The sequence below is a fragment of the Arthrobacter sp. LFS091 genome (genome assembly GCF_047977885.1).
Taxonomy (GTDB): Bacteria; Actinomycetota; Actinomycetes; order Actinomycetales; family Micrococcaceae; genus Arthrobacter.
The window spans coordinates 1-22,763 of the sequence record NZ_JBFPFP010000003.1; the positions used below are offsets into that span (position 1 = coordinate 1).

23 protein-coding genes are annotated in these 22,763 nt (G+C 64.1%); 7 read left to right on the forward strand and 16 right to left on the reverse strand.

What is annotated here, in order from left to right:
• Positions 1-691: 691 nt before the first annotated feature.
• The 11 genes from ACNQOP_RS05595 to ftsH all read right to left on the reverse strand — a co-directional run bounded on the left by ACNQOP_RS05595 (position 692) and on the right by ftsH (position 11,211).
• Positions 692-2,194 (reverse strand): DHA2 family efflux MFS transporter permease subunit, encoded by a 1,503-nt coding sequence (locus ACNQOP_RS05595; protein WP_416403613.1) that lies wholly within the window; start codon positions 2,192-2,194, stop codon positions 692-694.
• Between the two features lie 106 nt (positions 2,195-2,300).
• The gene (panC, locus tag ACNQOP_RS05600; protein WP_416403614.1) at positions 2,301-3,203 is read right to left on the reverse strand and encodes a pantoate--beta-alanine ligase; all 903 of its coding nucleotides are present in this window, start codon (positions 3,201-3,203) and stop codon (positions 2,301-2,303) included.
• 5 nt (positions 3,204-3,208) lie between these two features.
• Positions 3,209-4,117 (reverse strand): Rossmann-like and DUF2520 domain-containing protein, encoded by a 909-nt coding sequence (locus ACNQOP_RS05605; protein ID WP_416403615.1) that lies wholly within the window; start codon positions 4,115-4,117, stop codon positions 3,209-3,211.
• Positions 4,110-5,648, reverse strand: coding sequence for a PH domain-containing protein (locus ACNQOP_RS05610; protein WP_416403616.1), 1,539 nt, complete (start codon positions 5,646-5,648; stop codon positions 4,110-4,112). The genes ACNQOP_RS05605 and ACNQOP_RS05610 overlap by 8 nt, the downstream gene beginning before the upstream one ends.
• 14 nt (positions 5,649-5,662) lie before the next feature.
• Positions 5,663-6,175 carry a PH domain-containing protein gene (locus tag ACNQOP_RS05615; RefSeq protein ID WP_257370065.1) on the reverse strand — a complete coding sequence of 171 codons (513 nt, stop codon included), beginning with the start codon at positions 6,173-6,175 and terminating at the stop codon, positions 5,663-5,665.
• The gene (locus tag ACNQOP_RS05620; protein ID WP_284987214.1) at positions 6,156-6,674 is read right to left on the reverse strand and encodes a DUF3180 domain-containing protein; all 519 of its coding nucleotides are present in this window, start codon (positions 6,672-6,674) and stop codon (positions 6,156-6,158) included. Before ACNQOP_RS05620 ends, ACNQOP_RS05615 begins: the two co-directional genes overlap by 20 nt.
• Positions 6,675-6,676: 2 nt before the next feature.
• Positions 6,677-7,216 carry a 2-amino-4-hydroxy-6-hydroxymethyldihydropteridine diphosphokinase gene (gene folK / locus ACNQOP_RS05625; protein WP_416403617.1) on the reverse strand — a complete coding sequence of 180 codons (540 nt, stop codon included), beginning with the start codon at positions 7,214-7,216 and terminating at the stop codon, positions 6,677-6,679.
• Positions 7,213-7,572 (reverse strand): dihydroneopterin aldolase, encoded by a 360-nt coding sequence (folB, locus tag ACNQOP_RS05630; RefSeq protein ID WP_257370064.1) that lies wholly within the window; start codon positions 7,570-7,572, stop codon positions 7,213-7,215. The genes folK and folB overlap by 4 nt, the downstream gene beginning before the upstream one ends.
• 12 nt (positions 7,573-7,584) lie before the next feature.
• Positions 7,585-8,490: a dihydropteroate synthase gene (folP, locus tag ACNQOP_RS05635; RefSeq protein WP_257370063.1), complete on the reverse strand. Its 906-nt coding sequence runs from the start codon at positions 8,488-8,490 to the stop codon at positions 7,585-7,587.
• A 5-nt stretch (positions 8,491-8,495) separates the two neighbouring features.
• Complete coding sequence (gene folE, locus ACNQOP_RS05640) at positions 8,496-9,131, reverse strand: GTP cyclohydrolase I FolE (RefSeq protein WP_235517967.1); 636 nt, start codon at positions 9,129-9,131, stop codon at positions 8,496-8,498.
• A 10-nt stretch (positions 9,132-9,141) separates the two neighbouring features.
• Complete coding sequence (gene ftsH / locus ACNQOP_RS05645; RefSeq protein WP_235517968.1) at positions 9,142-11,211, reverse strand: ATP-dependent zinc metalloprotease FtsH; 2,070 nt, start codon at positions 11,209-11,211, stop codon at positions 9,142-9,144.
• Between the two features lie 392 nt (positions 11,212-11,603).
• Here ftsH and ACNQOP_RS05650 point away from each other — a divergent pair, with 392 nt between their 5' ends.
• On the forward strand, positions 11,604-12,581 hold the full coding sequence (locus ACNQOP_RS05650) for a type IV toxin-antitoxin system AbiEi family antitoxin domain-containing protein (protein WP_416403618.1): 978 nt from the start codon (positions 11,604-11,606) through the stop codon (positions 12,579-12,581).
• An 8-nt stretch (positions 12,582-12,589) separates the two neighbouring features.
• Here the strand turns inward: ACNQOP_RS05650 and ACNQOP_RS05655 are convergent, their stop codons facing one another.
• From ACNQOP_RS05655 to dacB, 5 genes are all read right to left on the reverse strand, one after another.
• On the reverse strand, positions 12,590-13,456 hold the full coding sequence (locus ACNQOP_RS05655; RefSeq protein WP_416403619.1) for a hypothetical protein: 867 nt from the start codon (positions 13,454-13,456) through the stop codon (positions 12,590-12,592).
• A 199-nt stretch (positions 13,457-13,655) separates the two neighbouring features.
• Entirely contained in the window at positions 13,656-14,207 is a 552-nt protein-coding gene (gene hpt, locus ACNQOP_RS05660) for a hypoxanthine phosphoribosyltransferase (protein ID WP_026540856.1), read from the reverse strand.
• A 31-nt stretch (positions 14,208-14,238) separates the two neighbouring features.
• On the reverse strand, positions 14,239-15,330 hold the full coding sequence (gene tilS, locus ACNQOP_RS05665; RefSeq protein WP_416404068.1) for a tRNA lysidine(34) synthetase TilS: 1,092 nt from the start codon (positions 15,328-15,330) through the stop codon (positions 14,239-14,241).
• Between the two features lie 128 nt (positions 15,331-15,458).
• A complete protein-coding gene (locus tag ACNQOP_RS05670; protein WP_257370059.1) occupies positions 15,459-16,580 on the reverse strand; it encodes a zinc-dependent metalloprotease in 1,122 nt (373 codons plus the stop codon).
• 60 nt (positions 16,581-16,640) lie between these two features.
• Positions 16,641-18,086, reverse strand: coding sequence for a D-alanyl-D-alanine carboxypeptidase/D-alanyl-D-alanine-endopeptidase (dacB, locus tag ACNQOP_RS05675; protein WP_416404070.1), 1,446 nt, complete (start codon positions 18,084-18,086; stop codon positions 16,641-16,643).
• 212 nt (positions 18,087-18,298) lie between these two features.
• Between dacB and ACNQOP_RS05680 the strand changes: the two genes are divergently transcribed.
• The 6 genes from ACNQOP_RS05680 (at position 18,299) to ACNQOP_RS05705 (ending at position 22,696) form a co-directional block, all read left to right on the forward strand.
• Positions 18,299-18,790: an inorganic diphosphatase gene (locus tag ACNQOP_RS05680; RefSeq protein WP_039239147.1), complete on the forward strand. Its 492-nt coding sequence runs from the start codon at positions 18,299-18,301 to the stop codon at positions 18,788-18,790.
• A 167-nt stretch (positions 18,791-18,957) separates the two neighbouring features.
• Entirely contained in the window at positions 18,958-19,938 is a 981-nt protein-coding gene (locus tag ACNQOP_RS05685; RefSeq protein ID WP_257370058.1) for a hypothetical protein, read from the forward strand.
• Positions 19,935-20,711 carry a hypothetical protein gene (locus tag ACNQOP_RS05690; RefSeq protein ID WP_416403620.1) on the forward strand — a complete coding sequence of 259 codons (777 nt, stop codon included), beginning with the start codon at positions 19,935-19,937 and terminating at the stop codon, positions 20,709-20,711. Before ACNQOP_RS05685 ends, ACNQOP_RS05690 begins: the two co-directional genes overlap by 4 nt.
• Before the next feature lie 46 nt (positions 20,712-20,757).
• Entirely contained in the window at positions 20,758-21,393 is a 636-nt protein-coding gene (locus ACNQOP_RS05695) for a hypothetical protein (RefSeq protein WP_416403621.1), read from the forward strand.
• On the forward strand, positions 21,380-22,015 hold the full coding sequence (locus ACNQOP_RS05700; RefSeq protein WP_416403622.1) for a hypothetical protein: 636 nt from the start codon (positions 21,380-21,382) through the stop codon (positions 22,013-22,015). Before ACNQOP_RS05695 ends, ACNQOP_RS05700 begins: the two co-directional genes overlap by 14 nt.
• A gap of 81 nt (positions 22,016-22,096) precedes the next feature.
• Complete coding sequence (locus ACNQOP_RS05705; protein WP_416403623.1) at positions 22,097-22,696, forward strand: hypothetical protein; 600 nt, start codon at positions 22,097-22,099, stop codon at positions 22,694-22,696.
• The last annotated feature ends 67 nt before the right edge of the window (positions 22,697-22,763 follow it).

The window sequence follows — 22,763 nt, forward strand, 5'->3', positions numbered from 1 at the left end:
TCCAGCCATAATTTCAACCAATCAATAAAACAATCGGTATCAACAAACTTGGCACACTATTGAGTTCTCAAACAACAGACACTTACCGGCACCACCCACACCCCACAAGGGTCCAGGATCGCTCCGGAGCAACTTTTCAAACTTACCCGAACCGGCCGCACAAAGCAAACCAGAACCGGGCCTCCCCCACCGCAACAGGAGCGCATGAAAGCACTACCGAAACCGGCAATTTGAAGGGAGTTTGTCACCATCATTTCCGCATCAGCGGCGGCGACTCAGATAACTTTACACGCGCCCCGCCCCCTAACCAAATCCACCCCCACACCACCCAAAAACCCCGCAGACAACCGGAAAACAACCCCATCAACACCCCCAAACCCGCGCAAATCCCCGCAAGACCTCCCCGTGAAGCCCGTCACACCACCCAACCACCGCAACAACAGGCGAAAACACCAACCCCACCCACCGCCGTCGAACATCCAACCAAACCGGCGGAACGTGAGAGAGCGTCCGGCCCGAAACCGGCGGAAGCTGAGAGAGTGTCCCGTGCATGCGCACCGAGGAATTGGCCCCACGCCGAGCACCGCCCGGAAACCTGAAACGCTCCCCCACCTAAGTGAGAGAGCGTTTGCTGGAATGGGCCGGTAAGTGAATGGGCGTCGGCCCCAAACAGGCGGAACGTGAGAGAGCGTTAGTGGCCCCCGTGGCCGCCGGCGCCTTCGGTCTTGCGCATCATGGCACCCAGGACTACCGCGGCCAGGGCTATGACGGTCGCAGCCAGGAAAGCTGCGTGCATGCCGGCCACCAGGCCGGACGATGCGGCCACCACGGAGTAGATGGAGACCAGCAACGCTGTTCCTGCCGCGCCGGAAACCTGTTGCGCGGTGCTGATGATCGCCGAACCGTGCGAGTAGAGGTGCGGCGGCAACGGGTTCAGGCCTGTGGTGAACGCCGGCGTGAACAGCATGGCAAGGCCGAGGCTCAGGGTGACGTGCAGGGCAATAACCCAGCCAAGCGGGCTGCCTTCGTCCAAGCGGGAGAACTGCCACAGGGTCAGGACCATGAGCACCGAACCGGAGACGGTGAGCGGCAGGGGACCTACCTTGTCGAAAATCCGTCCGATGACCGGACCCAGCAAGCCCATGGCCAAACCACCCGGCAGCAGTGCCAGGCCGGTCTCCAGCGGCTGCAGGTGCAGGGTGTTCTGCAAGTACAGCGGCAACAGGATCACGCCACCGAAAAGCGCCATCATGGCGACGACCATCAACAGCGTCGACACGGTGAACATGCGGAACTTGAAGGCGCGGAGGTCCAGCAGCGGCGAGTCCGACTTCTGGAGCTTGAGCTGCCGGAAGACGAACAGCGCCAAGCAGAGGAGGCCAACTACCAAGGCGATGACAGGTCCAACTCCGGCGTCAGCACCACCGATCTGGCTCAGTCCGTACACGAGCCCACCGAAGGCAGGCACGGTGAGTATCACGGAGAAGACGTCCAAGGTGGTCTTTCCACGCTCGCCCACGTTGGTGAGGTACTTGGCACCGATCGCGAAGGCAGCCAAAGCGACCGGCAGCACGAACACGAACATGAAGCGCCACGAGAAGTTATCCAGGATGATTCCGGAGACAGTGGGCCCCATGGCCGGAGCCACCGAAATGGCAATGCTGACGTTACCCATGACGGCACCACGCTTGGCCATGGGGACCAACGTCAGGATGGTGGTCATCAGCAGCGGCAGCATGATGGCCGTCCCACCTGCCTGGACGATCCGCGCCAGCAGGAGCACAAGGAATCCCGGCGCCAAAGCGGCCAGCAAGGTGCCTCCACTGAACAGACCCATAGCCAGCATGAACGCCCCACGCGTACTCATCCGCTGCAGGATGAAACCGGTGGTGGGAATGACTACGGCCATGGTCAGCATGAAGCCAGTGGCGAGCCACTGCACCGTGGAGGCGCTCACCTGGAGATCCGTCATGAGGCGTTGCAGGGCGACGTTCATAATGGTCTCGTTGAGGATCACGACGAACGTGGCCACCAACAAGGTCACAATGACGGTCACCGACTCACGGGACATCTTTCCAGACGCTGGGGCCTGGGCTCCAGGGGCCTGGGGGCGCGAAGCCTCCGTAGTGGCACCGCCGGTGGGCGCGCCGGATTCGGGCTTGCCGCTGGCGTCGGACGAGACGTCGGTAGACATGAGGATTCCCCAAGGTTTGGTTTTTGGTGGCCGGCGATCTATGCCGGTGAAGACAAGAACAGTCTAAGCGCCCACCGAATTCCCGTCAGTAGGAAATTTCCAAACGCTAGGAAAACAATGGTGCGTTATCGATAAGCCGCACCGGACCTACCTTGGCTGCGATGATCGCCAACCCCTCGCCCCGGAACGGGGTCTCTTTGCAGTTTTCCGCCAGCGGTTCCAGCGTGGAAGGGTCAACGACGTCGAAATAGTCCAGTTCCACGAGTGGCTGGGATGCAACGAGTTCGACGGCGGAGTCCAGGTCCAGCGGTTCGTGGGCGTTCGCCCGGGACTCAATGAGGCGCAGTGCCCGCGAAAGCACCAGTGCAGCGTCGCGCTCTTCATCCGACAGGAAACGGTTCCGGCTCGACAATGCCAGGCCGTCCTCACTGCGGACGATGGGCACCGGGACGATCTCCACAGGGAAGTTCAGGTCCGAAACCATGCGCTTCACCAAGGCCAACTGCTGCGCGTCCTTCTGGCCAAAGTAAGCCCGGTAGGCCGCCGTCGTGCCGTCCGCTGAAGCACCTCCGGGGAGCCCGTAGTGCAGCAGTTTGGCCACCACAGTGAGGGCGCCGTCGAAGTGGCCGGGGCGTGAGGCGCCTTCCCACTTGTCGCCAAGCGGGCCGGAAGTAACGCGAACCAGTGGCTGGCCGCCCGGGTACACCTCGTCAACTGACGGCGCGAAGACCAGGTCAACGCCTTCCGCATCCAGCAGTGCCATGTCGGCCTCGAGCGTGCGCGGGTAGCGGTCGAGGTCGACGGCGTCACCGAACTGCAGCGGGTTCACGAAGATCGTGGCAACCACGACGTCGTTCTCGGCGACGGCGGTCCGGGCGAGGGCGGCGTGGCCGGTGTGGAGGGCGCCCATGGTAGGTACCAGTCCCTGGGAATTCCCGTTTTTGGCAGCCAGGATCCTGGCACTTTCGGCGCGAAGCTGGGCCGCGGTGGTGACGAGTTTGATGGCCATGCTGTTCAGTTTCCTTCCAACGCCCCGGGCTCCTCGCCCAAAGCCTTGCTGATCTCGTTAAGTTGTTCCGGCCGCAGCAATCCGCGGTTCACTGCCCGGCGCGCGGTGGCCTGAGCCATGGCCTGGTAGGCGGCCAGGACATCGCCGCCTGCGCCGCCGTCGTATTCCCTAAGTGCTTGGGCGTGCGCGGAAACGGTGCCTACATCCCCACGGGCCACCGGACCCGTCAACGCGGATTCACCGGAGGCAAGGGCGTTCTCCAGCGTCGCCCGCAGCAACGGGCCCAGCATGGACTCCGGGGCCTCGACGCCGATCTCCCGCAGCATTTGCGACGCCTGCGCCACCAACGTCACCATGTGGTTGGAGCTGTGCGCAAGGGATGCGTGATAGAGCGTCCGGTCACCTTCGGCGATAACCACCGGCTCGGCACCCATCTCCACAACCAGCGCCTGGGCGATGGGCAGCATGGGGGCATCCGCGGTCACGCCGAACGTGCAATCCATGAGGCGGGTCAGGTCCAGGCTCATGCCCGTGAAGGTCATGGCGGGGTGGAGGGCCAGCGGAATCGCGCCGGCCGCGCGGACCGGGTTCAGGATTCCGACGCCGAACCGGCCCGAGGTGTGAGCCACCAGTTGGCCGGGCTGCCAGGCGCCAAGCTTCGCCAGTCCCCCAACCAGCTCACCGAGCGCATCGTCCGGGACGGCAAGCAGCACCAGTTCCGAGCGCTCCACGATGTCCTGGATTTCCAGGATCGGGACACCCGGAAGCAGGTTGTCGGCCCGTTCGCGGCTCGCTTCGGACACCGCGGAAACCCCGACGACGGCGTGCTCGGCCGCGCGCAAGGCCGCACCCAGCACTGCGCCCACTTTCCCGGCGCCGATAATCCCGACTCCGAGTCGTCCTGGCCTAGCCATCCTGGCGGTCCTCCTGTTGTTGTAGTGACGGGGAACTTTGTGGTTGCGACTTCACAGCAGCTGCGACTTCCGGGGCCTGCGGGGCTACTTGCGCCAGCCATTGTTCGCTGGTTTGCCGTTTCCGTGCTTCCCGGGCCCGCGCCGCCTGGTGGTCAAACAAGGCGACGGCCTGCTCTACCCCGGCTTGGAAAACCCTGGGCGAAACGGGTCCGGCCGTGGTGTGGAGCACCAGGTCGGCCACCCGGAAGCGCCGGGCCAAGGGGCCTTGATGCAGCGCCATCGACTGTGTCCGCTGATGCGGAACAACCACCAGTGTGCGCCACCACCGGCCGGAGCGGATCAACAGGGCAGTCCTGGTGGCGAAGAAACCGTTGCGCCGCCAACCCAGTGGGGCCAGCAAACGTGCCCGCCGCGGGGTTACCACGAAGCCGTCTTCGCTTGGGACAGCCGACCGTGCGCCCCGGGCAAGACCCGTCAAACCAGCAGTGAACACCTTCCCGGGATCGTCCACGCCGGGATCAGGCAGCACCAACGACATCATCCGCATGACGTCAGCCTTCAGCCCAACAGGCAACAACATGGTCCGCCCAGCACCTTCTGTGCCCGCGGCTCCATAGCCGGCCACATTGACGTGCATCCGGTACCAGCCAAAAATCCTCCAGATTGGCGGCTGTGCAACCATCAGGGCCTGGATGCGCCCGGGCGGCAGCGTCTGCGCCTGGGTGTCCAGCAGTCCATACCGAAGCCGAATACCGTCCGGCGAGATCGCAGCAGTGAAGTTGTAGCCCTTGTTGAACGAACTCCAATACGCGGCCCCGATACCCAGGACGGCAGGGATCAACGCCAGGAAAATCGCCTGGTTGTCCATGAGGACGGAAACGCCCACCACCGCGGCCGCACCAAGCAGGATACCCACGGTCTGCTCACTCAAAAGCAGCGAACCGATGAGCCGCCCTGGGGGTACTGACAGCACCACATGCTCGGGTGCTTCCGGCACTTCCTCCCCGGCGGCCTCCGGACCACTGACCACGCCCGCAGCCCGCGCGAGGATGGTTGCGCGCAGCTGCTTGGCCTGGTCAACCGGAAGGTAAGCCAGCCGCACAGCCGACTCCCCGGCGTCGGCGACCTCGAACTTAAGTTCGGCGAGGCCGAAGATCCTCGCCAGGAGCGGCTGGACGATGTCGATGGCCTGGACACGGTCCAGGCGGGCCTGTCGTTGCTGTTTGAAAAGGAAACCGGTGTTCACCCGGACATAGCCCTCAGCCACTTGGAAGCGCGTGAAGTACCAGCTGAGGATAAAACCGCCAACGGTCAGCAGCAGGAGTACAGCTCCGCCGGCAAGCAGCCACGGGGCCCGGCTGTTGAGGGTGGGATCCACGAATTCCCGGCCCTGCAGGACGCGCTCGAAAGCGTCGCGGCCAAAGAAATATCCGACGGCGGCCAGCGCTACCCAGCCGCGGACGAACGGCGACGCCGGGTGGACCCGCCGCCAATCGCCGTCGACGGTTTCATCCCGAAGGCTTGCAGCCACGCTTCCCTCCGGGCTCACAGCCCGGCCAGCCGGGCTTCTCCGCGGGCCGACAACTGCTCGCGGAGGCGCGCACCTTCCTCTGCGGGAAGTCCGGGCAGGTGGGCATGGGTACCGGCAGAGGCGGTGTGGAGCTTCAAGGTGCACAACCCCAGGCTGCGCTCGACAGGGCCAACGGCGACATCAACATATTGCATGCGGCCATACGGGACCACCATGGTGCGCTGGAAGAATATGCCGCGCCGAATAAGGAGGTCGTCGTCGCGTTCCGCGTAACCAATGGCACGCACCTGGCGCGGGATCAGGACCAGGCGCCACAATGCCAGGCCCAGCATCACCGCCGGAACCGTGATGGCAAGCCACAGCGGCGGCCAGCGCCACCACCCAAGAAGCACAAAAAGGAGCGGCAAACTGAGGACCACCAACAACACCAGGTTGCCAATGGCCCACTCCACCAAGCGAACCGTGACGTACTTCGGGGAGACCCTGAGCCACTGGACGCCCGGCGGATCAATCGCCGCGGTAGGCATATTCGCCCTCGCCTTTGGTCTCGCCCCTGCGCGTGTCAGGGCCGGGCGTACCGCCCTCGAAATCTTCAGGGGGTATCCGGCAGAACCGCTCAACCACGATCCCCACCACCACCATCGCCACTCCGCCGCCACCCATCAGCAACGCGTTCCAGAGGATGCCCTCGCCACTTCGGAGGCTGACCCTGAGGAGGTCGATCGCGATGCCGGCGTGCCACCCCAGGAGAAGAGTCCCGGCATACGCACAAGCCTGGGCCAGGATCAACGTCCTCGCAGCCAGGATCGGGTTCAGCATGTTCTTCTTCTTGCCGTTCCGCCAGCGCAGCACCCGGATACCCATGATCAGGGTGAGCCCGGCGATAACGCCCATGGTGATCAGGGCAGATTCAGGAAGAACCGGCGTAGCCATGCTGAAACGGTTCGTGGCAACCGTAGCCAACCAGGCAACGACGGCAGCCACCACGGCGATCAGCAGCAGGACCACGGGACGCATTGCTTTCATGGCTACTCCAACGCACCCGTGGCGGGCACGCCGGCAACGTCACCAAAGCCGTCAAAACGACGGATATCCGGCATATCGGAGGCAACGGCAGCCAGTTCAGCTACGCTGCGCCCCTCCAGTTGTGCGTGCGGTTCCAACAGCGACCACGGGTACAGCACGAACGCCCGCTCGGCTGCCCGCGGATGCGGGATGGTCAGGATGGGATCTCCGCTGACAAGGTCACCGAAGACAATAATGTCCACGTCCAAGGTCCTGGGACCCCAACGGACCTCGCGGACACGGTGATGCTTCTGTTCCACATCGTGGCAATGCTTAAGGAGTTCCAACGGCGTGAGGGTCGTTTCGACCGCCATGACCATGTTCAGGAAATCGGGTTGGCCCTCCGGTCCGCCAACAGCCTTGGTCTGGACGACCGGAGACACACCCAGCAACCTGACCTCGGGAGGATCCACAAGATCGGCCACTGCGGTGGAGAGGGTATCGTTCCGCTCGCCAAGGTTACTGCCCAGAGCCAGGATGGCCTTGGTGTAGACAGGTGTCATGACCGCTCCCTGTGGACGCTGACAGTGACATCTCCAAAAGGCACCTCGATGGGCGCCTTGGGCTTGTGGACTGTGATGTCGACGGCGGCCACACTGTAGTTCGCCAGGATGCCCTCGGCGATCCTGACAGCCAGGGCCTCAATCAGGTTCAGCGGCTCACCCTCGATGTGCTTGGTGATCAGCTCGGCAACTTCGCCATAATGCGCCGTGTACTGCAGGTCATCGGTCTGGGCAGCCTTGGTGAAGTCCGTGTGCAGCACTGCGTCCACCACGAACGGCTGGCCGTCACGGCGTTCGAAATCGAACACCCCGTGATAACCGACGGCGGTGACGCCGGTCAGCGTGATCCTGTCCACAGCATTGTCCAATCAGCGGGCGATACGGGCGGCGACCTTGACGGCGTCAAGGCTGGGACCGACGTCGTGAACGCGGACAGCCCAGGCGCCCTTGGTGGCGCTCAAAGCGGTGATGGCCGCCGTCGCGGCGTCACGTTCAAGAGGCGCAGCCGACTTGCCCGAAACAGTCAGGAGCGAACCGAGGAACCGCTTGCGGGAAGCAGCCACCATCACCTTGTGGCCGAGGCCAAAAAGCTTGTCGAGGTTCTTGAGGATCTCCCAGTTCTGGTCCTCGTTCTTGGAAAAACCAACGCCCGGATCGATGATGATCTGCTCCGGGGCGACGCCCGCTGCGTACAACTTGTCGCGGACACCGCTGAGCTCCGCCACGACATCGTCAACGACGTTGTCATAGTCCGTGAGACTGTCCATGGTCAGCGCATCACCGCGGCGGTGCGTGAGGATATAGGGAACCTTGGTGCGGGCCACGAGTTCAGGCATGTCGGGTTCGATGGTCAGGCCGGACACATCGTTGATGATCGCCGCGCCGGCCTCCACGGCAGCCGCGGCGGTGGACGTGTGCATCGTGTCGATGCTGACCAACGCGCCCGCTTTGACGAGCGCCTGGATCACCGGGATAACCCGGCGCTGTTCTTCTTCGGGGGAAACGGGCTCCGCGCCGGAGCGCGTGGACTCTCCACCGACGTCGATGATGTCGGCGCCCGCGTAGAACATACGCAAACCGAGGGCGATGGCCGTATCAGGCGTCCGGTGGGCGCCGCCGTCGCTGAAGGAATCCGGGGTGACGTTGAGGATTCCCATGACAAGCGTGCGGTCCTTTGGCAGGTCCTCGAACCTGGCCGCGGGTCGCGGCTTACGGAGAACCGGCAACGGGCTTGTGGCCGGGCCGGTTCCGGGTGCTGCAGCGAGGGAGTCCATAATGCTTACCTTCCGAGTATGAGGCTCATGGCCTCGGCGCGGGTGGCCGGGTCATGGAGCTGACCGCGCACCGCGCTGGTGACGGTCTTCGCGCCGGGCTTGCGGATGCCGCGCATGGACATGCACATGTGCTCGCATTCGACGACAACAATCGCCCCGCGCGGGTTCAGGTGCGTGACAAGGGCCTCAACGATCTGAGTGGTGAGCCGCTCCTGCACCTGGGGACGCCGGGCATAAATATCCACCAACCGCGCCAACTTGCTAAGCCCAGTGACCTTGCCATCATGTGACGGAATATAACCGACATGCGCGACGCCGTGGAAAGGCACCAGATGGTGTTCACACGTCGAGTAGAAGGGAATGTCCTTCACCAGGACAAGCTCTTCATGGTCGAGGTCGAAGGTGGTGGACAGGACCTCCTCCGGGTGCTGGTGGAGGCCCGCGAAGACCTCGGCGTAGGCCTTGGCCACCCGCTTTGGCGTGTCCTGGAGACCGCCACGCTCGGGATCTTCCCCAATGGCAAGGAGAATCTCCCGGACCGCCGCTTCAATGCGCGGGCGATCCACTTTTTGGCCGTGCTTGGAGCCCGTGGCAGAACCGTGGGCGGCGGCGAGGTCGTCGTCGTCGTCGAAATGAGTCACAGCAGAAAGCTTAGCCGTGATGCGGGTGGTCGGGGCCGCCGTTGGGATTCGGCGCTTCGAAGGACTCCTGGCTGCTGACGCCCTGGGCGTGCGGGGCCACGACGTCCAAGGGCTCGTCCAGGCGGGCCTTCTTGGCTTCCTCCTGGGCCTCGCGCTCAGCCTTCTCGGCACGGCTTTCGACCGGCGGGATCGACTGGACCGGGCGGGATTCCTTGGAAAGCCAGATCTCGCGGAAATCACGTTTCCGGATGTCGTGGAAGATCTCCGCGATCTCAGCCTGGTTCAGGGTTTCCCGTTCCAGCAGTTCCAGCGCCAGGCGATCCAGGACGTCGCGGTTTTCGGTGAGGATGGCGTAGGCCTCGTCGTGCGCCTGGTCGATCAGGCGACGGACTTCCTCATCCACCACGTAGGCGATTTGGTCCGAGAAGTTGCGCTCCTGTGCGGCATCGCGTCCGAGGAACGGCTCGCCGCCACCCTGGCCCAGCTTCACGGCACCAACGCGTTCGCTCATGCCGTACTGCGTGACCATCTTCCGGGCCGTGGACGTGGCCTTCTCAATGTCGTTGGAAGCACCAGTGGAGGGGTCGTGGAACACGATTTCCTCAGCAACACGGCCGCCCATGGCGTAGGCCATCTGGTCCAGTAGTTCGTTACGGGTAACCGAGTACTTGTCGTCCTCGGGGATGACCATGGTGTAGCCGAGGGCGCGACCACGGGGAAGGATGGTGATCTTGGTGACCGGGGCCGAGTTGCGCAGTGCCGCAGCAACCAGCGCGTGGCCACCCTCGTGGTACGCGGTGATCTTGCGCTCAAGTTCCTTCATGACGCGGCTTCGCTTCTGCGGGCCGGCCATGACGCGGTCGATTGCCTCGTCCAAGGCGCGGTCGTCAATCAGGTTGGCGTTTGAACGCGCGGTCAGCAGTGCAGCCTCGTTGAGCACGTTTGCCAGGTCAGCACCGGTGTAGCCGGGGGTCTTCTTGGCAACAGCCCGGAGATCGATGCCCTGCGCCATCGGCTTACCCTTGGCGTGCACGTTGAGGATCTGTTCGCGGCCGATCATGTCCGGGGCTTCCACGGTGATCTGGCGGTCGAAACGGCCCGGGCGCAACAAGGCCGGGTCCAGGACGTCCGGACGGTTGGTGGCGGCGATCAGGATGACGTTGGTCTTGACGTCGAAGCCGTCCATCTCCACGAGGAGCTGGTTAAGCGTCTGCTCGCGCTCGTCATTACCGCCGCCGATACCGGCGCCACGGTGACGTCCCACGGCATCGATTTCATCGACGAAGATGATGGCCGGAGAGCTTGCCTTGGCCTGCTCAAAAAGGTCGCGGACACGGGAAGCACCAACACCGACGAACATTTCCACGAAGTCCGAGCCGGAAATGGAGAAGAAAGGAACACCGGCTTCGCCGGCAACAGCACGGGCCAGCAGGGTCTTACCTGTACCTGGAGGGCCGTAGAGCAGCACACCCTTGGGGATCTTGGCGCCGACTGCCTGGAACTTAGCGGGTTCCTGGAGGAATTCCTTGATTTCCTGGAGTTCCTCGACGGCCTCGTCGGCACCAGCAACGTCGGCGAAAGTCACCTGCGGCATGTCCTTGTTGACCAGTTTGGCCTTGGACTTACCGAACTGCATGACCTTGGAACCGCCACCCTGCATGCGCGAAAGCAGGAACCAGAACAGGACGCCCAGCAGCAGCACCGGGATGAGAAGCGAGAACAGCCCGGAGAACCAGTTGTTCTCGACCGGCTGGTCCGTGAAGCCCTTGTCCGGGTTGGCGTTGGTAACAGCCTTCACCACATCAGGACCGCGATCCGTGACATAGAAGAACTGGACATTCTTGCCCTTGTCCTGGCCATCCAGGTTCAGGTTGTCCTTGAGTACCAGGTCAACGCGATTCTCGGCGTCGAAAATCTTGGCCTGCTCAACCTTCCCGCTCTGGGAAAGGAGCTCGAGGCCTTCCTTGGTGTCAATGCGCGTTGAACCGCCCGGAGCCAGTGTCGCGAATGCCACCAGGAGCAAGCCAACAACGACAACAATCCAGATGCCCGGGCCCTTGAAGAAACTCTTAGCTTTCATCTGATCGGGGTTTTGCCCCGTCCCTCCTGGTAGTGCTGCAAGGCGCAACTTCTGCGCGCGAGTGGTGCTGCTTCAGTTTCAAGCTATACACCGTTCCCAGTAATTCACGCACTGGAAAGTCCAAAAGTTCCCTCTGGGCGTACACAGGATACTCGCGTCCAAGGCGGCGCGACAGGCTTTTTGGCTACCGCAGCACGGGAGCGGCCTGCGGGGCGCACCCTTTTGCGCCTCCCGCCCCCGTAACACCTGGGGCGCTGGGCGGAACGGGACGCGTCGTGAGCCACACTCGGGGGCGCAAGGCGCGAAGGAGTGCCTCGCCGGGCACCCGTCGTTATCCACATACGCATTGTTGCCGCTCGTGGGTCTGTGGCTGCAATGAAAGCTTTGGGCCCATGGCAGCCTACGAGTTGATTCTCTCTTCAGATATGGCGCGGCTAGGACAGGATCCCCGGCTCCTCGCCAAGCGCTGCAAACGCGGCGAGTTGGTCCGCGTTCGCAGGGGCGCTTACGTTCCAGCCGCTTACTGGGCCGGCCTGAACGACCGCCAGCGCCACGGACTTCAAGCGGCAGCACTGGTCAATACAACATTGATGCCGCCCACCTTCAACCTGCAAACGGCCGCACTCCTCTGGGGGCTGGGCTTGGTGGGGACACCAAGCCGACTGTGCACCGTCACGCCGGACCCGAGGGGAGGACGATCGAAGCACGGCATCCAAAGAACCCTCGGATCCTTGGATGATGGGGTGACGCAGTTGGGTGGCTTTCGCGTCACGGATAAGGTCCGGACAACCGTTGAACTGGCGTCGAGATTGAACTTCGCTGAAGCCTTGGCGGTGGTGGACACCAGCCGACGGATACACACGACGGGGGACTCCGTGGACGCCGGCGACTGGGATAAGGACAAAGCATGGGGTCCAGCGTCAAGCGCAGAAGACTTGCGGGCCGCTGCTTCCGGGCTTGCTCACCGGACGGGACAACGACGTGTGGCCGGAGTTCTCGAACTATCAACAGACAAGTCCGAATCCGTGGGCGAATCCATCAGCCGGGCGCAGATGATTCTGCTCAACTTCCCCGAACCCAAACTCCAGGGCTCGTTCACGTTGAGGAACGGACGAACCGCGCGAACCGACTTTTGGTGGCCGGAACTCGACCTCGTGGGTGAGTTCGACGGTCAGGGAAAATACCTGCGCAGCAAGTTGCGGGGCCAACAAACCATTCAGCAAGCAGTGATGGCCGAAAAGGCCCGTGAGAACGCGCTGCGGGCCCTCGGCCTGACCGTCATTCGCTGGGACTGGACGGAAATGATGAATCCTCGAACCTTCGCCCGGATCTTGAATGATGGTGGGCTGAGATCCCGGCGGGCGGCGTAAGTGGCTCCCTAACCGCTGACGGCGCCAACCGGCAGCACCAGCAAGTAGCCCGTGGGCAACTGACTGCTCCAACGCCGTGGCTCACGGACCACGAACTGGGTGGCCAATTGCGCAGGACTGACCAGGCTATTGGGTTCCGGGGATGGCCCCCACTGACCGGAACCGTACGGATACAACGGATCCAGAACACGAACCCCCGTGACCGAGAAGTCAGCGAAGACCCGAGGATCCCCCATGGATTCGAAACCGCTCATCACCCAGGCATGCCGGCCACTCCACATCACTAAGCCCACGGGTCGGCCGGTTTCGGTGATCGCCTTGGCCGCGGTCCGGAGTGCGTCATCGTAAAGGGCTACGCTCACCACTTTGTAAGGACCCATTCCAACCTCAGTGAGTACCTGCGCCCAGCCAAAGGGGTTGGCCCCGTTGAACGAATCCGATGATCTCGCCCTGGCCATTTCCCACAGCTCTCCTTGCTGCGCAGAAGCAGTCCATGCGCCACCGCCCGTGGCATCCACCAGGTTGTGAGCCATCTGGATGCTTGCCGCAACGCACCATTCGAACGTGTACTGCGGCACGAAATCGCCCTCCTGGTACAGGTTGAGGGCAAACGGCTGGGGTACGGCGGGCGGGGCCGGGATTGTGGTCGGGAGCGGCGATGGCGGTGCGGGCGCGGCCTGCGGCTGGGTTGTTGTCTGCGAATCGCCCGGGAGCGGCGATGACGGTGCGGGCCCGCCCTGCGGCTGGGTTGCCGTGATGGATGCCTGCGGCCGAGCGGAGACGATTTCCCCGGCACCGGAAGAAGGAGTGCATCCCGTAAGGATGGTCGCCACGACGACGAGCCAAAGGAATGGACGGGCGGGGGCACCGGTCATATTTCAGTTTAGCTCCGCGCAGGGCAGCCATCCGAGGGCGGAAACAGCTCAATCATGCGCCCTTTGCCGCCCGTCGCCCCCGTTAAGCGCACACGCCGCACCCTTTGCCGCCCAGCGCACCAGTGGTTGTGGGTGCGGAAAGCGGCAAGTGGTGCGGCGGCGGAGAGCGGCGGTGAGAAGTGGTGCGGCGCGGTGTTGTCTACTCGTAGACGTGCGGGGCCAGCGTGCCGACGAAGTCCAGGTTGCGGTACTTTTCGGCGTAGTCGAGGCCGTAGCCCACGACGAATTCGTTGGGGATGTCGTAGCCGACGTACTTGACGTCGATTTCCACCTTGGCGGCGGTCGGCTTGCGGAATGCCGTGCAGATCTCGACGCTGGCCGTGCCGCGGGATTCGAGGTTGGACTTGAGCCAGGAAAGGGTCAGGCCGGAATCGATGATGTCCTCGACGATCAGGACATCCTTGCCCATGAGGTCAGTGTCCAGGTCCTTGAGGATCCGGACCACGCCGGAGGACTGCGTTCCCGAACCGTACGAAGAGACGGCCATCCAGTCCATGCTGACGTGGCTGTGCAGCGCGCGTGCCAGGTCAGCCATGACCATCACCGCACCCTTGAGGACGCCGACGACGAGGATGTCGCGGCCTTCGTAGTCCTTGTCGATCTGCGCCGCGAGTTCCGCGATGCGTGTCTGGATCTGCTCTTTGGTGTAAAGAACGTGCTTGAGATCTGCCTGGACGTCGTTTGAATCCACCAATGGCTCCTGTTTTGATGCTCGGGTGCGGCTACTGTTGGGACGGTTTCTGATGCCGGAATACTAGCTTCCCACAGCGGGCGGCATCGCGGGGACCGGCTTCGGCCGAATCCGGGCCCGCGGAGGTGGTCGCGGCCCCCGGAGCGGCAGCCGCAGAACCTGGAAGGCCCCGCCGCTCCTGTTCCAGATCGCTGAGGGATAAACGGAATACGCTGACGTGCCCGGGGAGTTCCACCGGACCGGCGGATCCCTGCCGGCGAAGCAACGCTTCCGCGGCTTGGAGCCTCCCGTAGCCGGGCTGCTGGCCCCCGACGTCGGACGCAGCTTTGGCGATGACGCGGAACCTCAGGGCCGCCGGCAGTTCCCGGACGGCGTCCTCGGGTAGCCACACGTCCCCATCCTCGCGCCGGACAAGTGAGAGATAGGTCTCGTTGGCCAGGTTCTCCAGGAAATCTGCGTCCTGCTGAAGGATAGCGGCCGTCCGGGCAAGGGACTCGGCCACTCCCGGCCCAAGTTTCTCTTCCAGGACAGGCATGACCTCCACCCGTGTGCGTGAACGGGCATAAGCGGGATCAGCGTTGCTCGGATCATGCCAGGGATCCAGTTCTTCGACCTCGCAGATCTCCAGTGTCTCTTCACGCCGAAGGCCCAGGAAAGGCCGGAGCAGGCGGCCGCGGGAGGGCCGCATTCCTGCCAGGGAACGGGTTCCGGAACCCCGGGCCAGCCCCAGGAGCACCTGTTCTGCCTGGTCGTCCAAGGTGTGGCCCAGGAGGATTGCAGCACAACCGAGGTCGTCGGCGGCGGCGTCGAGGGCTGCGTGGCGTGCGTCCCGGGCAGCGGCCTCGGGGCCAAATCCGGTGGCAGCGACGTCCACGGTGCGCACTTCCACCGGCGCGAGCCCCAGCTCACGCAACGCCGATGCGGTCCGGGCAGCGACTTCAGCTGAGCCGGGTTGTAACTGGTGGTCAACCACCACCGCTGCTACGGATACCGGACGGCCATCCACGTGTCCGCGCCGGGCAAAGTAGGCAGCGACCGCTGCGAGCGCGAGCGAATCCGGTCCGCCGCTGCATGCGACGAGCACACGCTCGGGGTAGCCGGCAGCGGCGAGTGCGTTTTGCAACTGCTTCCGCGCCTTGCCGACGACCGGCGCCAGACGCCCTGGCCGCCGTCGTCCCCTACCAGTGGTGGCCGCCGCAACGGGAGGGTCGCCCGCCGTGTCAGCAGAGGCGGCCAATTCATGGGACAAGCTCAAAGCCCCATCCGCTCCAGCCACAGCTTGGAGTTATGGATTTCCTCTTCGGTGGGAAGATGTTCGGCCGCGTCCCAGACCCTGTTGAAGCCCTCCATCCCGGCCACGGCAACAACTTCGCGGACGAACTTGGCGCCGTCCGTGTATTGCCGCATCTTGGCGTCCAGGCCGAGGAGGTTGCGGATGAACTTCTCCACCACGCCACGTTCCTTGCCGCGGTCGTTGAAGCGTTGGCGGATGGTCCGCACGGACGGAACGATGCTGGCGTCCACGGCGTCCATCACCACGTTGGCGTGACCCTCGAGGAGGCTCATCACGGCGGTGATGTGGGACAGGGAGGCCTTTTCCTCGGGGTTCTGGAGCAGGTCCAGGATGGCCCCACGGCCGGGCACTTTGTCTGAGGGACTGCGATCCTTAAGCGATTTGGCGATGGCCCCGGCCCGGTCCACCAGGGAGTCCATGTTCCCCAGCAGGTTGCCGCTGAGCTTTTCGATCTCGTCCAGCATGTGATGCCTGAGCCACGGCGCCGCGGCAAACTGTACGCGGTGGGTTTGCTCATGGAGGCAGACCCAGAGCCGGAAATCGTCGGGGTGGACGTTGAGTTCGCGCTCCACGGAGATGATGTTGGGTGCCACCAACAGGAGCCGGCCGCCCGGAGGAACGTTGGCGCCCGGGGCAAGGGCCGCGAAGGGGTCGTATTGCCCCAGGACCTTGCTGGAGAGGAAAGCGAGGACGGCCCCAAGCTGCGTGCCGGTGATGGCACCACTGGCGGCTGCGGCTGCAGGGGTCATGGCCACGCTGCTGCGGCTCTCCAGCATCTTTTGCAGCGCGGGCTGGAGCATCACGGCGAAGCTCTGCGTGTTGGCCTTGGACCAGGAGGCACGGTCCACCACCAGGACGTGGGAGTCCCTCAGGTCCCTCGCAGCGTCCAGGCCGGTGATGTCGTGCACGTGGGGGACGGAGATGTCCGCGTTGAAACGCAGGTTATCCACCGCCTTGCCAATCTCCCCTGCGCTGAGCTCAGGACCTGGAGGGGCAAGCCGGCCAGCCGTAGAGGCAGCCAGGTCCCAGTTGATCAGGGACTGGGCCCCTGCTGACGAATCGCGGGCAGATGACACCATACGGACCATCACACCACACGCGGCTGACAATGAGCCCTTAAGTTCGCTGGACGCGGAGCTTCAGCCGCGGCAGCCGCACGAAGCCAGGCCTGACGCTGCCCGGTCCATGGCCACCTTGTTTCCGGCGGCACCCGGTTCGAGCCCGTTGCCGATGAACGAGAACACCAGCAGGCGCCCATCCGCATCCACCACGTACCCACTCAGGGCGATCACGGAATTCAGCGTCCCGGTCTTGGCGCGGACCAGGCCAGCACCCACGGCCGTGCTGGCGTCCACGTACCTGTTATCCAGGGTGCCGGTCAGCCCTGCGATCGGGAAGCCGTCCAGTGCCGCCCTGAGGGAAAGGTCCGGGCCGCTGGTGATTGCACGGACGACCTGGACGAACTGCAGGGCGCTGACCTGGTTTTCCAGGGCAAGGCCGGATACGTCAGCCAACTGCATCGAATCCGTGGCGATTCCCAGCTCCGCCAGCCTTTGCCGCACGGCCGCGGTGGCGCCGTCGTACGTGGTTTCCTTGCCGGACGCGGCTGCGGTCATCCGCCCCAAGGCCTCGGCGAGGAAATTATCCGAGGTCTCCAGCATGAGGTCCACCTGCTCGCTGACAGTGGCCGACTCAGCTGCGGTCAGCACCTTGGTGGGCAGGCCCCTGCCGCGTTCGACGCCGGGACTCACCGCGACGCCGGCAGCGGCCAGCTGCTCGGCGAAGGCCTGGGCGGTGGTGACAGCGGAATCCTGTGGACGGGGCCCGGTCATCACGGTTGGCGAGTATCGGCCCGAATTCAACGCGAGCGGAAAGAGGGGTGCGGTCTCGCCGGCGGCGACGTCGTCCAGGCTCCAGGCCGGGTTAAGGGGTGCGCCGCTGAACAGGGTGTCGTCCACCTGGACGGTGACGGGCCCCTTGACTCCGGCGGCCGTCAACGCGGTGGCCGTATCTGCGGCCAGGGATGCCAGGCCGGCCCGGCCCAACACGGCGTTGGGATCGGAGGCGGAAGCACCCAGCAGCACGTCCCCTCCCCCAGTCAGTACAACCGTGGAGGGATTTGCGGATCCCAGTACCCGCGTGGTGAAGCGCGCGTCCGGGCCGAGTGCTTTTAGTGCTGAGACGGCGGTCAGCAGCTTCATGTTCGACGCCGGGATCCGGTTGGCTGCCGCATCACGGTCAAAGAGGACTTTGCCGGTGGAAGCGTCCATGACCACCCCGCTGATGCTGCCCGCGCCGTCCGGTTTCAACGTTGCATCGAGGAGTGCCGTGACTTCGGCGGACGTCGGGAGCGGGGCGTTTGCGTCCAAGGGAAGGACCCCGCTGGCATTGGAAAGATGGGCGGGTTCCAGCTGCCAGGCGGGCACTGAGGCTTCTGGTTTGGGCAGTGAAAGCAGCCCGGGCATCATCCCGGCCACCACAACGGCACCGAGGCACAGCAGGATTGAGGCCAAAAGCACCGGCCATTTCAAGCGCCCCCACGTCGCGGATAACCCCGCGCGGGCATCCCCGTTTTTAACGCCCATCATGGAAGTTGCTTGATCCTGTCAGTCCTGAATTGTCCCCGCCGGTTCAAGAAACCCGGGCCTCTCGCTATATCCTCAATAGTAGTCGGCGGCACCGGCTGCAATTTTGCCTGCCGCCAGCCCCGGGCTGAGCAGCCTGCCTGAGGCACCGTCACCCGTGACGGCCGCTTCGGCGGAGCGACGCCCCACCCACACCCGTCAAGGAGCATTCCATGAAGCACGACGTGACCATCGAGATCCCCAAGGGATCGCGCGTCAAGTACGAAGTTGACCACGAAACCGGCCGTGTCCGCCTGGACCGCGTCCTGTTCACCTCCATGCAGTACCCCACGCACTACGGTTTCTTCGAGAACACCCTGGGCGAAGACGGCGATCCTTTGGACGCACTGGTGCTCCTGCAGGACTTCGACCTCCACCCGGGCGTCATCGTTGAGTCCCGCCCCATCGGCGTCTTCAACATGACCGACGACGGCGGCGGAGACGCCAAGGTCCTCTGCGTCCCGGTTGACGCACGCTTCGACCACATCCAGGAAGTCAGCGACGTCAGCGAGTTCCTGATCAAGGAAATCGAGCACTTCTTCACGCGCTACAAGGACCTGGAGCCCGGCAAGTGGGTCAAGGCCGAGGGCTGGGGCGACCGCGCCGCTGCCGAAGCCGAGCTGGAAGCTTCCATCAAGCGTTACGTTCCGGCTGCGGGACACTGATTTTTGCGTTTTTAACGTACGACGGCGGTTGGTGCGGTTCCCCGTGAACCCCACCAGCCGCCGTCGTTCTTTAACGAATGGATGGGCACCGCTCCCCATCGCGACATGCCGTTGGTCCCTTTAGGCTGGGACGAGACTTTTCACTGCATGTAAACAGGGGGTACCTCATGGCTGGGTTCTACGGTGCGGACATCGCACAGCTTCGCAGTCTGGCAGGCGTCATGGGCAAAGCTGCCGACGCCATCAGCCTGCAAGGCACGCAATTGTCCAATGCCATCAACTCCACGACGGCGTGGCAGGGCAGGGACGCCACAGTGTTCAAGGGCGAGTGGAACAGCCAGCACCGGCAGAGCCTGATGAAGGCCGCAAACATGCTGCGCGAAAACGCGAGCCAGCTGAAGAAGCACGCCAACCAGCAGGAATTCGCCAGCCACAACGACGGCTCCGGTACTTCTGTGGGAGTCCTGAAGGACGTCTACGACAGCGGCATGGGCGTCAAGGACCTGGCAGCCCAGCTCTGGACGGCCTACAAGTACGGCAAGCTGGGCCACGCGGAATGGGTCAAGACGCGCGAAGTCCTCACCAACTGGCGTGCCGGCGGAACCGTTGTCCGCGATGCCCTGACGGCGTTGCGCAATGGCGAGAAAGTCACCGACGTCCTCACGGACCTCAAAGCCAACATCCCTTACAGCCAGGCGTTCCAGGACGCGAGCAAGTTCTCCAAAGGCCTTCGCGTGGCGGGCGCATTGGCCGCACCGCTGAACATCGTGGGCGGCATCAGCGACATGATCAACCCCGAGCACGACGGCTGGCGCGGTACCGGCGACCGGGTAGCCGGAGGCCTGTCCGTGGTGGGCGGCGTGGGCAGCATCATGCTCATGACCGCCGGCGGCGCTGCGCTTCTTGGACCCATCGGTGCCCCGATCGTGATCGGGGCCGGAATCGTTGCCGGAGCATGGGCGCTGGGCAACCTCGTAGCGGACAACTGGGACTCCATCTCCAACTTCGCGCGGAACCCCGGCAGCTACATAGCCGACGGCGCCAAGGAGGTGGCGGGTTTCGCCAAGGACGTAGGCAGTAAGGTGGCAGACGGGGTCGGTAATGCCGCCAAGTCAGTTGGAAACTTTGTCGGAGGGATATTCGGATGACCACCAGCACCATGAAATGGACCCAGCGGGACATTGAGGCCGCCGCCAAGGTACTGGCATCAGCCACTGCCACGGGAACGCCGCTGCCCACGTTGACCGACGAAGAAGTGGTGGCCCTGGACGGCGTCCAGCATGAGCAACTGGTGGCCACGCCCTGGCTCTCTGCCCAGGATGCCAACAAGGAACTGATGTGTGCCATCGCTTTGCGCGGGCTGCTGGCGAAGGAGCTCGTGTACCCGGTGATTTTTGAGGGCGAGACGGAGCCCTCCCGTCTCCATGCAACAGAGGACATCACCGGCGCCCTGACCCTGCGGCGCAGCGGCAGCAGCGTGATCTCCATTGAGCGCACCGTATCCACCGGCAAGCGCTGGCTGTACGGCTACCTCCATGACGACGGCGCCCTCCTCGAAGAAGTGGATGAAGGCGGACTCCACGGCTTCACCGCCGTGACCCGCGAACAGCTGGTGCCCCGGTTGGCCGAATTCGTGGACCCGGAGAAGGCAGCCCAGCGCGACACCGCCCCGACCGTGTACACGGAACCCCAGTTCGAGGAGCACGCGGCCACCGCACTTGCAGACACCCAGGCTGCCAGCAACGTGGTGGCATTCAACGCCGACACAGACGAGTTTCCCACCGTTACCGTCTACACGGGCCCGTCGGGCGTCCGCGTCCTGACACCCCGGGTCACAGGCGAGACCGTCACCCTTGAGCTGAAGGAAACGTCCCAGGCATCCCTGGCCAGCGTCCTCGGCGGGCTCGCCGGACTGGCCTGACGATTCCCACCCACGCTGCCTACCGCCGTCGAGCCGAAAGCCCCTCATGAGCAATCCGAAGTCCACCACCGCCACCGGACTGGTTGACGCCGCCAACGGCCGTGCCGTCCGGCGCCACACCGACACCTGGGCGTACTTCGTCAAAGCCTCGGGGACCGCGCATTTCTGGGGCCGGGTCCTGGATGCGATCGTATTCCTGGTGGGGTACTCCGTGCTGGCGGTCATTGCTGCCGTAGTGCGTCAATCCATGATGAACAGCGGCTCCGCGCTGGGCTACAACGACGGCGCCTGGCTGACCATCTACGTGGTTCTGTGGTTCGTTGGCCTGTTCGTCTACGGCATGATCTGGGGAACCGTGGGAAGCGTCGGCGACGCCGCTGCCGGTATGCGCTCCGTGCGGATCAAGGACGGAACGACGGCGGGCGCCTGGTTGGGTGGTTGGCGGGCCATTTGCTGGTCCTTCTTCCCGTTCTTCGTGGTGATGGTCATCGCCGCAGCCTTCAGTGGCGGATCGGGCGACACCTGGGATCCCAAGTTCGCCGCCATCGACCGTCGCTCCGGCCTGGCCCAAGGAATGCCGCCAATCCCGGACCCCAAAGCTGCCGCCGCCCAAAAAGCCGCAGCCGCGGAACAGGAAGGCCTCCCCAACCTTTACGGCCAGCGGCCGGATGCGCGGCCGTAACTGGCTGGTCCGCCGCGTCGAGCGGCGGCTGGAACCCCAGCTTGGGCGGCTCCGCTACGTAGCTTCTTCCCGGCGCATCTTCTGGAAGGTCCTTGTTCCCTGCCTGGTGGTGGGGTTCGTGTTCGGGGCCATCGCTGAGTTCGTCAGCCCCATCCGCTCCACGCGGGAGGCCGGCCACTTCAACGATCCCCTCTTCTATGTCCTCACCAGCATCCTCACCGGGCTTGTGCTCTGGTCCATGACGTTGCTGGGCAGCTTCCGAAAGCTCTTGGTGTTCGACGGCGGGATAGTCGCCAAATACTCTCAAAAACACACCCTGCTGCTGTTCCCCTGGGCTGACATAGCTCCCGCGTCCCTCAAAGTGGTGACCACCCTGGACGGCACTGATCCGGAGCGGCGCCTGGTGGCGAAGCAGAAGGTGTCGCTGGGAGCAGGCGGAGTCAACGCACTGGTGTTCCGGGCACGCGAAACCTTCTGGGTGTTCGCCACGAACGAAGACCTGGAAGCCATGGTGGGCGCGGTCCACACCTGTTTGCGCCAGACCGGAATACCTGGCGCCGACCTTGCAGCGGCAGGCGCGCTTCCCGCCGTCGTGCTGACCGAACGCACCGCACTGGGCTAGCCGGAAGCGCCGCTCCAGACAAAGTAACAGGCAAATTTTCCCCTTGCAGAGCCGCTACCAGCCGGTAGCATGTGATCCACTATGTTCACTCTCACCATCAACCAACGCGACAGCCGCCGCGACGGCGACCTTGTGCCCCAGTTGCTCAAGGACCTTCGCCACATACCAGCGCGGTTGGATTTCGACCGTTCGGTGGAGGATGAAGTGCAGGGCATTGTCGAGTCCAGCCATCAGGCCGTGGAGACGGCGTTGATCGCCCTTCGGTCCAGCCAGTGGTACGTGGGGATCGGGGTGGGGCCGATCAACGAGCCGATGCCCAACCTGGTCCGGGATGCTTCCGGGCATGGGCTCGTCTATGCCCGACGGGCTGTGGACCGTTTGCGTAACGGCAAGGAACGCATTCCGGTGGCGGTGGACGGCCCCCTCACGGCGCTGGCCTCCGAAGCCGAGGCTGTGCTGCGGCTCCTCGGGCACATTGTGCAACACCGAAGTGCCGCGGAATGGCGCGTGCTGGACCTGTTGACGCCCGGGGTACGCGGCCAGCAGAAGACGGTTGCGCAGGAACTTGGCATCTCCACCCAGGCGGTCAGCAAGACGCTGGCCCGCGCGCAGTGGGCCGAAGAGCATGCAGCCCGCCCGGCCGCCGCACGTTTGCTGCAAATGATCCTGGAAGTGCGCTGACGCACCCCTTAAAGCAGAACTGAGTGACAGCTAACGCCCTTCAGAACGGTCAGAAGGGCGTTTGCTG

What these genes read in the sequence shown, in the direction of transcription:
- ACNQOP_RS05595 (WP_416403613.1), bottom strand. Translation starts at nt 2,194, where the DNA reads ATGTCTACCGACGTCTCGTCCGACGCCAGCGGCAAGCCCGAATCCGGC.
- ACNQOP_RS05615 (WP_257370065.1), bottom strand. Translation starts at nt 6,175, where the DNA reads ATGCCTACCGCGGCGATTGATCCGCCGGGCGTCCAGTGGCTCAGGGTC.
- folK (WP_416403617.1), bottom strand. Translation starts at nt 7,216, where the DNA reads ATGACACCTGTCTACACCAAGGCCATCCTGGCTCTGGGCAGTAACCTT.
- ACNQOP_RS05705 (WP_416403623.1), top strand. Translation starts at nt 22,097, where the DNA reads ATGTTCACTCTCACCATCAACCAACGCGACAGCCGCCGCGACGGCGAC.
- ACNQOP_RS05685 (WP_257370058.1), top strand. Translation starts at nt 18,958, where the DNA reads ATGGCTGGGTTCTACGGTGCGGACATCGCACAGCTTCGCAGTCTGGCA.
- ACNQOP_RS05605 (WP_416403615.1), bottom strand. Translation starts at nt 4,117, where the DNA reads ATGGCTAGGCCAGGACGACTCGGAGTCGGGATTATCGGCGCCGGGAAA.
- ACNQOP_RS05620 (WP_284987214.1), bottom strand. Translation starts at nt 6,674, where the DNA reads ATGAAAGCAATGCGTCCCGTGGTCCTGCTGCTGATCGCCGTGGTGGCT.
- ACNQOP_RS05690 (WP_416403620.1), top strand. Translation starts at nt 19,935, where the DNA reads ATGACCACCAGCACCATGAAATGGACCCAGCGGGACATTGAGGCCGCC.
- panC (WP_416403614.1), bottom strand. Translation starts at nt 3,203, where the DNA reads ATGGCCATCAAACTCGTCACCACCGCGGCCCAGCTTCGCGCCGAAAGT.
- ACNQOP_RS05695 (WP_416403621.1), top strand. Translation starts at nt 20,758, where the DNA reads ATGAGCAATCCGAAGTCCACCACCGCCACCGGACTGGTTGACGCCGCC.
- ACNQOP_RS05680 (WP_039239147.1), top strand. Translation starts at nt 18,299, where the DNA reads ATGAAGCACGACGTGACCATCGAGATCCCCAAGGGATCGCGCGTCAAG.
- ACNQOP_RS05700 (WP_416403622.1), top strand. Translation starts at nt 21,380, where the DNA reads ATGCGCGGCCGTAACTGGCTGGTCCGCCGCGTCGAGCGGCGGCTGGAA.
- ACNQOP_RS05655 (WP_416403619.1), bottom strand. Translation starts at nt 13,456, where the DNA reads ATGACCGGTGCCCCCGCCCGTCCATTCCTTTGGCTCGTCGTCGTGGCG.
- dacB (WP_416404070.1), bottom strand. Translation starts at nt 18,086, where the DNA reads ATGGGCGTTAAAAACGGGGATGCCCGCGCGGGGTTATCCGCGACGTGG.
- ftsH (WP_235517968.1), bottom strand. Translation starts at nt 11,211, where the DNA reads ATGAAAGCTAAGAGTTTCTTCAAGGGCCCGGGCATCTGGATTGTTGTC.
- ACNQOP_RS05670 (WP_257370059.1), bottom strand. Translation starts at nt 16,580, where the DNA reads ATGGTGTCATCTGCCCGCGATTCGTCAGCAGGGGCCCAGTCCCTGATC.
- folP (WP_257370063.1), bottom strand. Translation starts at nt 8,490, where the DNA reads ATGGACTCCCTCGCTGCAGCACCCGGAACCGGCCCGGCCACAAGCCCG.
- ACNQOP_RS05650 (WP_416403618.1), top strand. Translation starts at nt 11,604, where the DNA reads ATGGCAGCCTACGAGTTGATTCTCTCTTCAGATATGGCGCGGCTAGGA.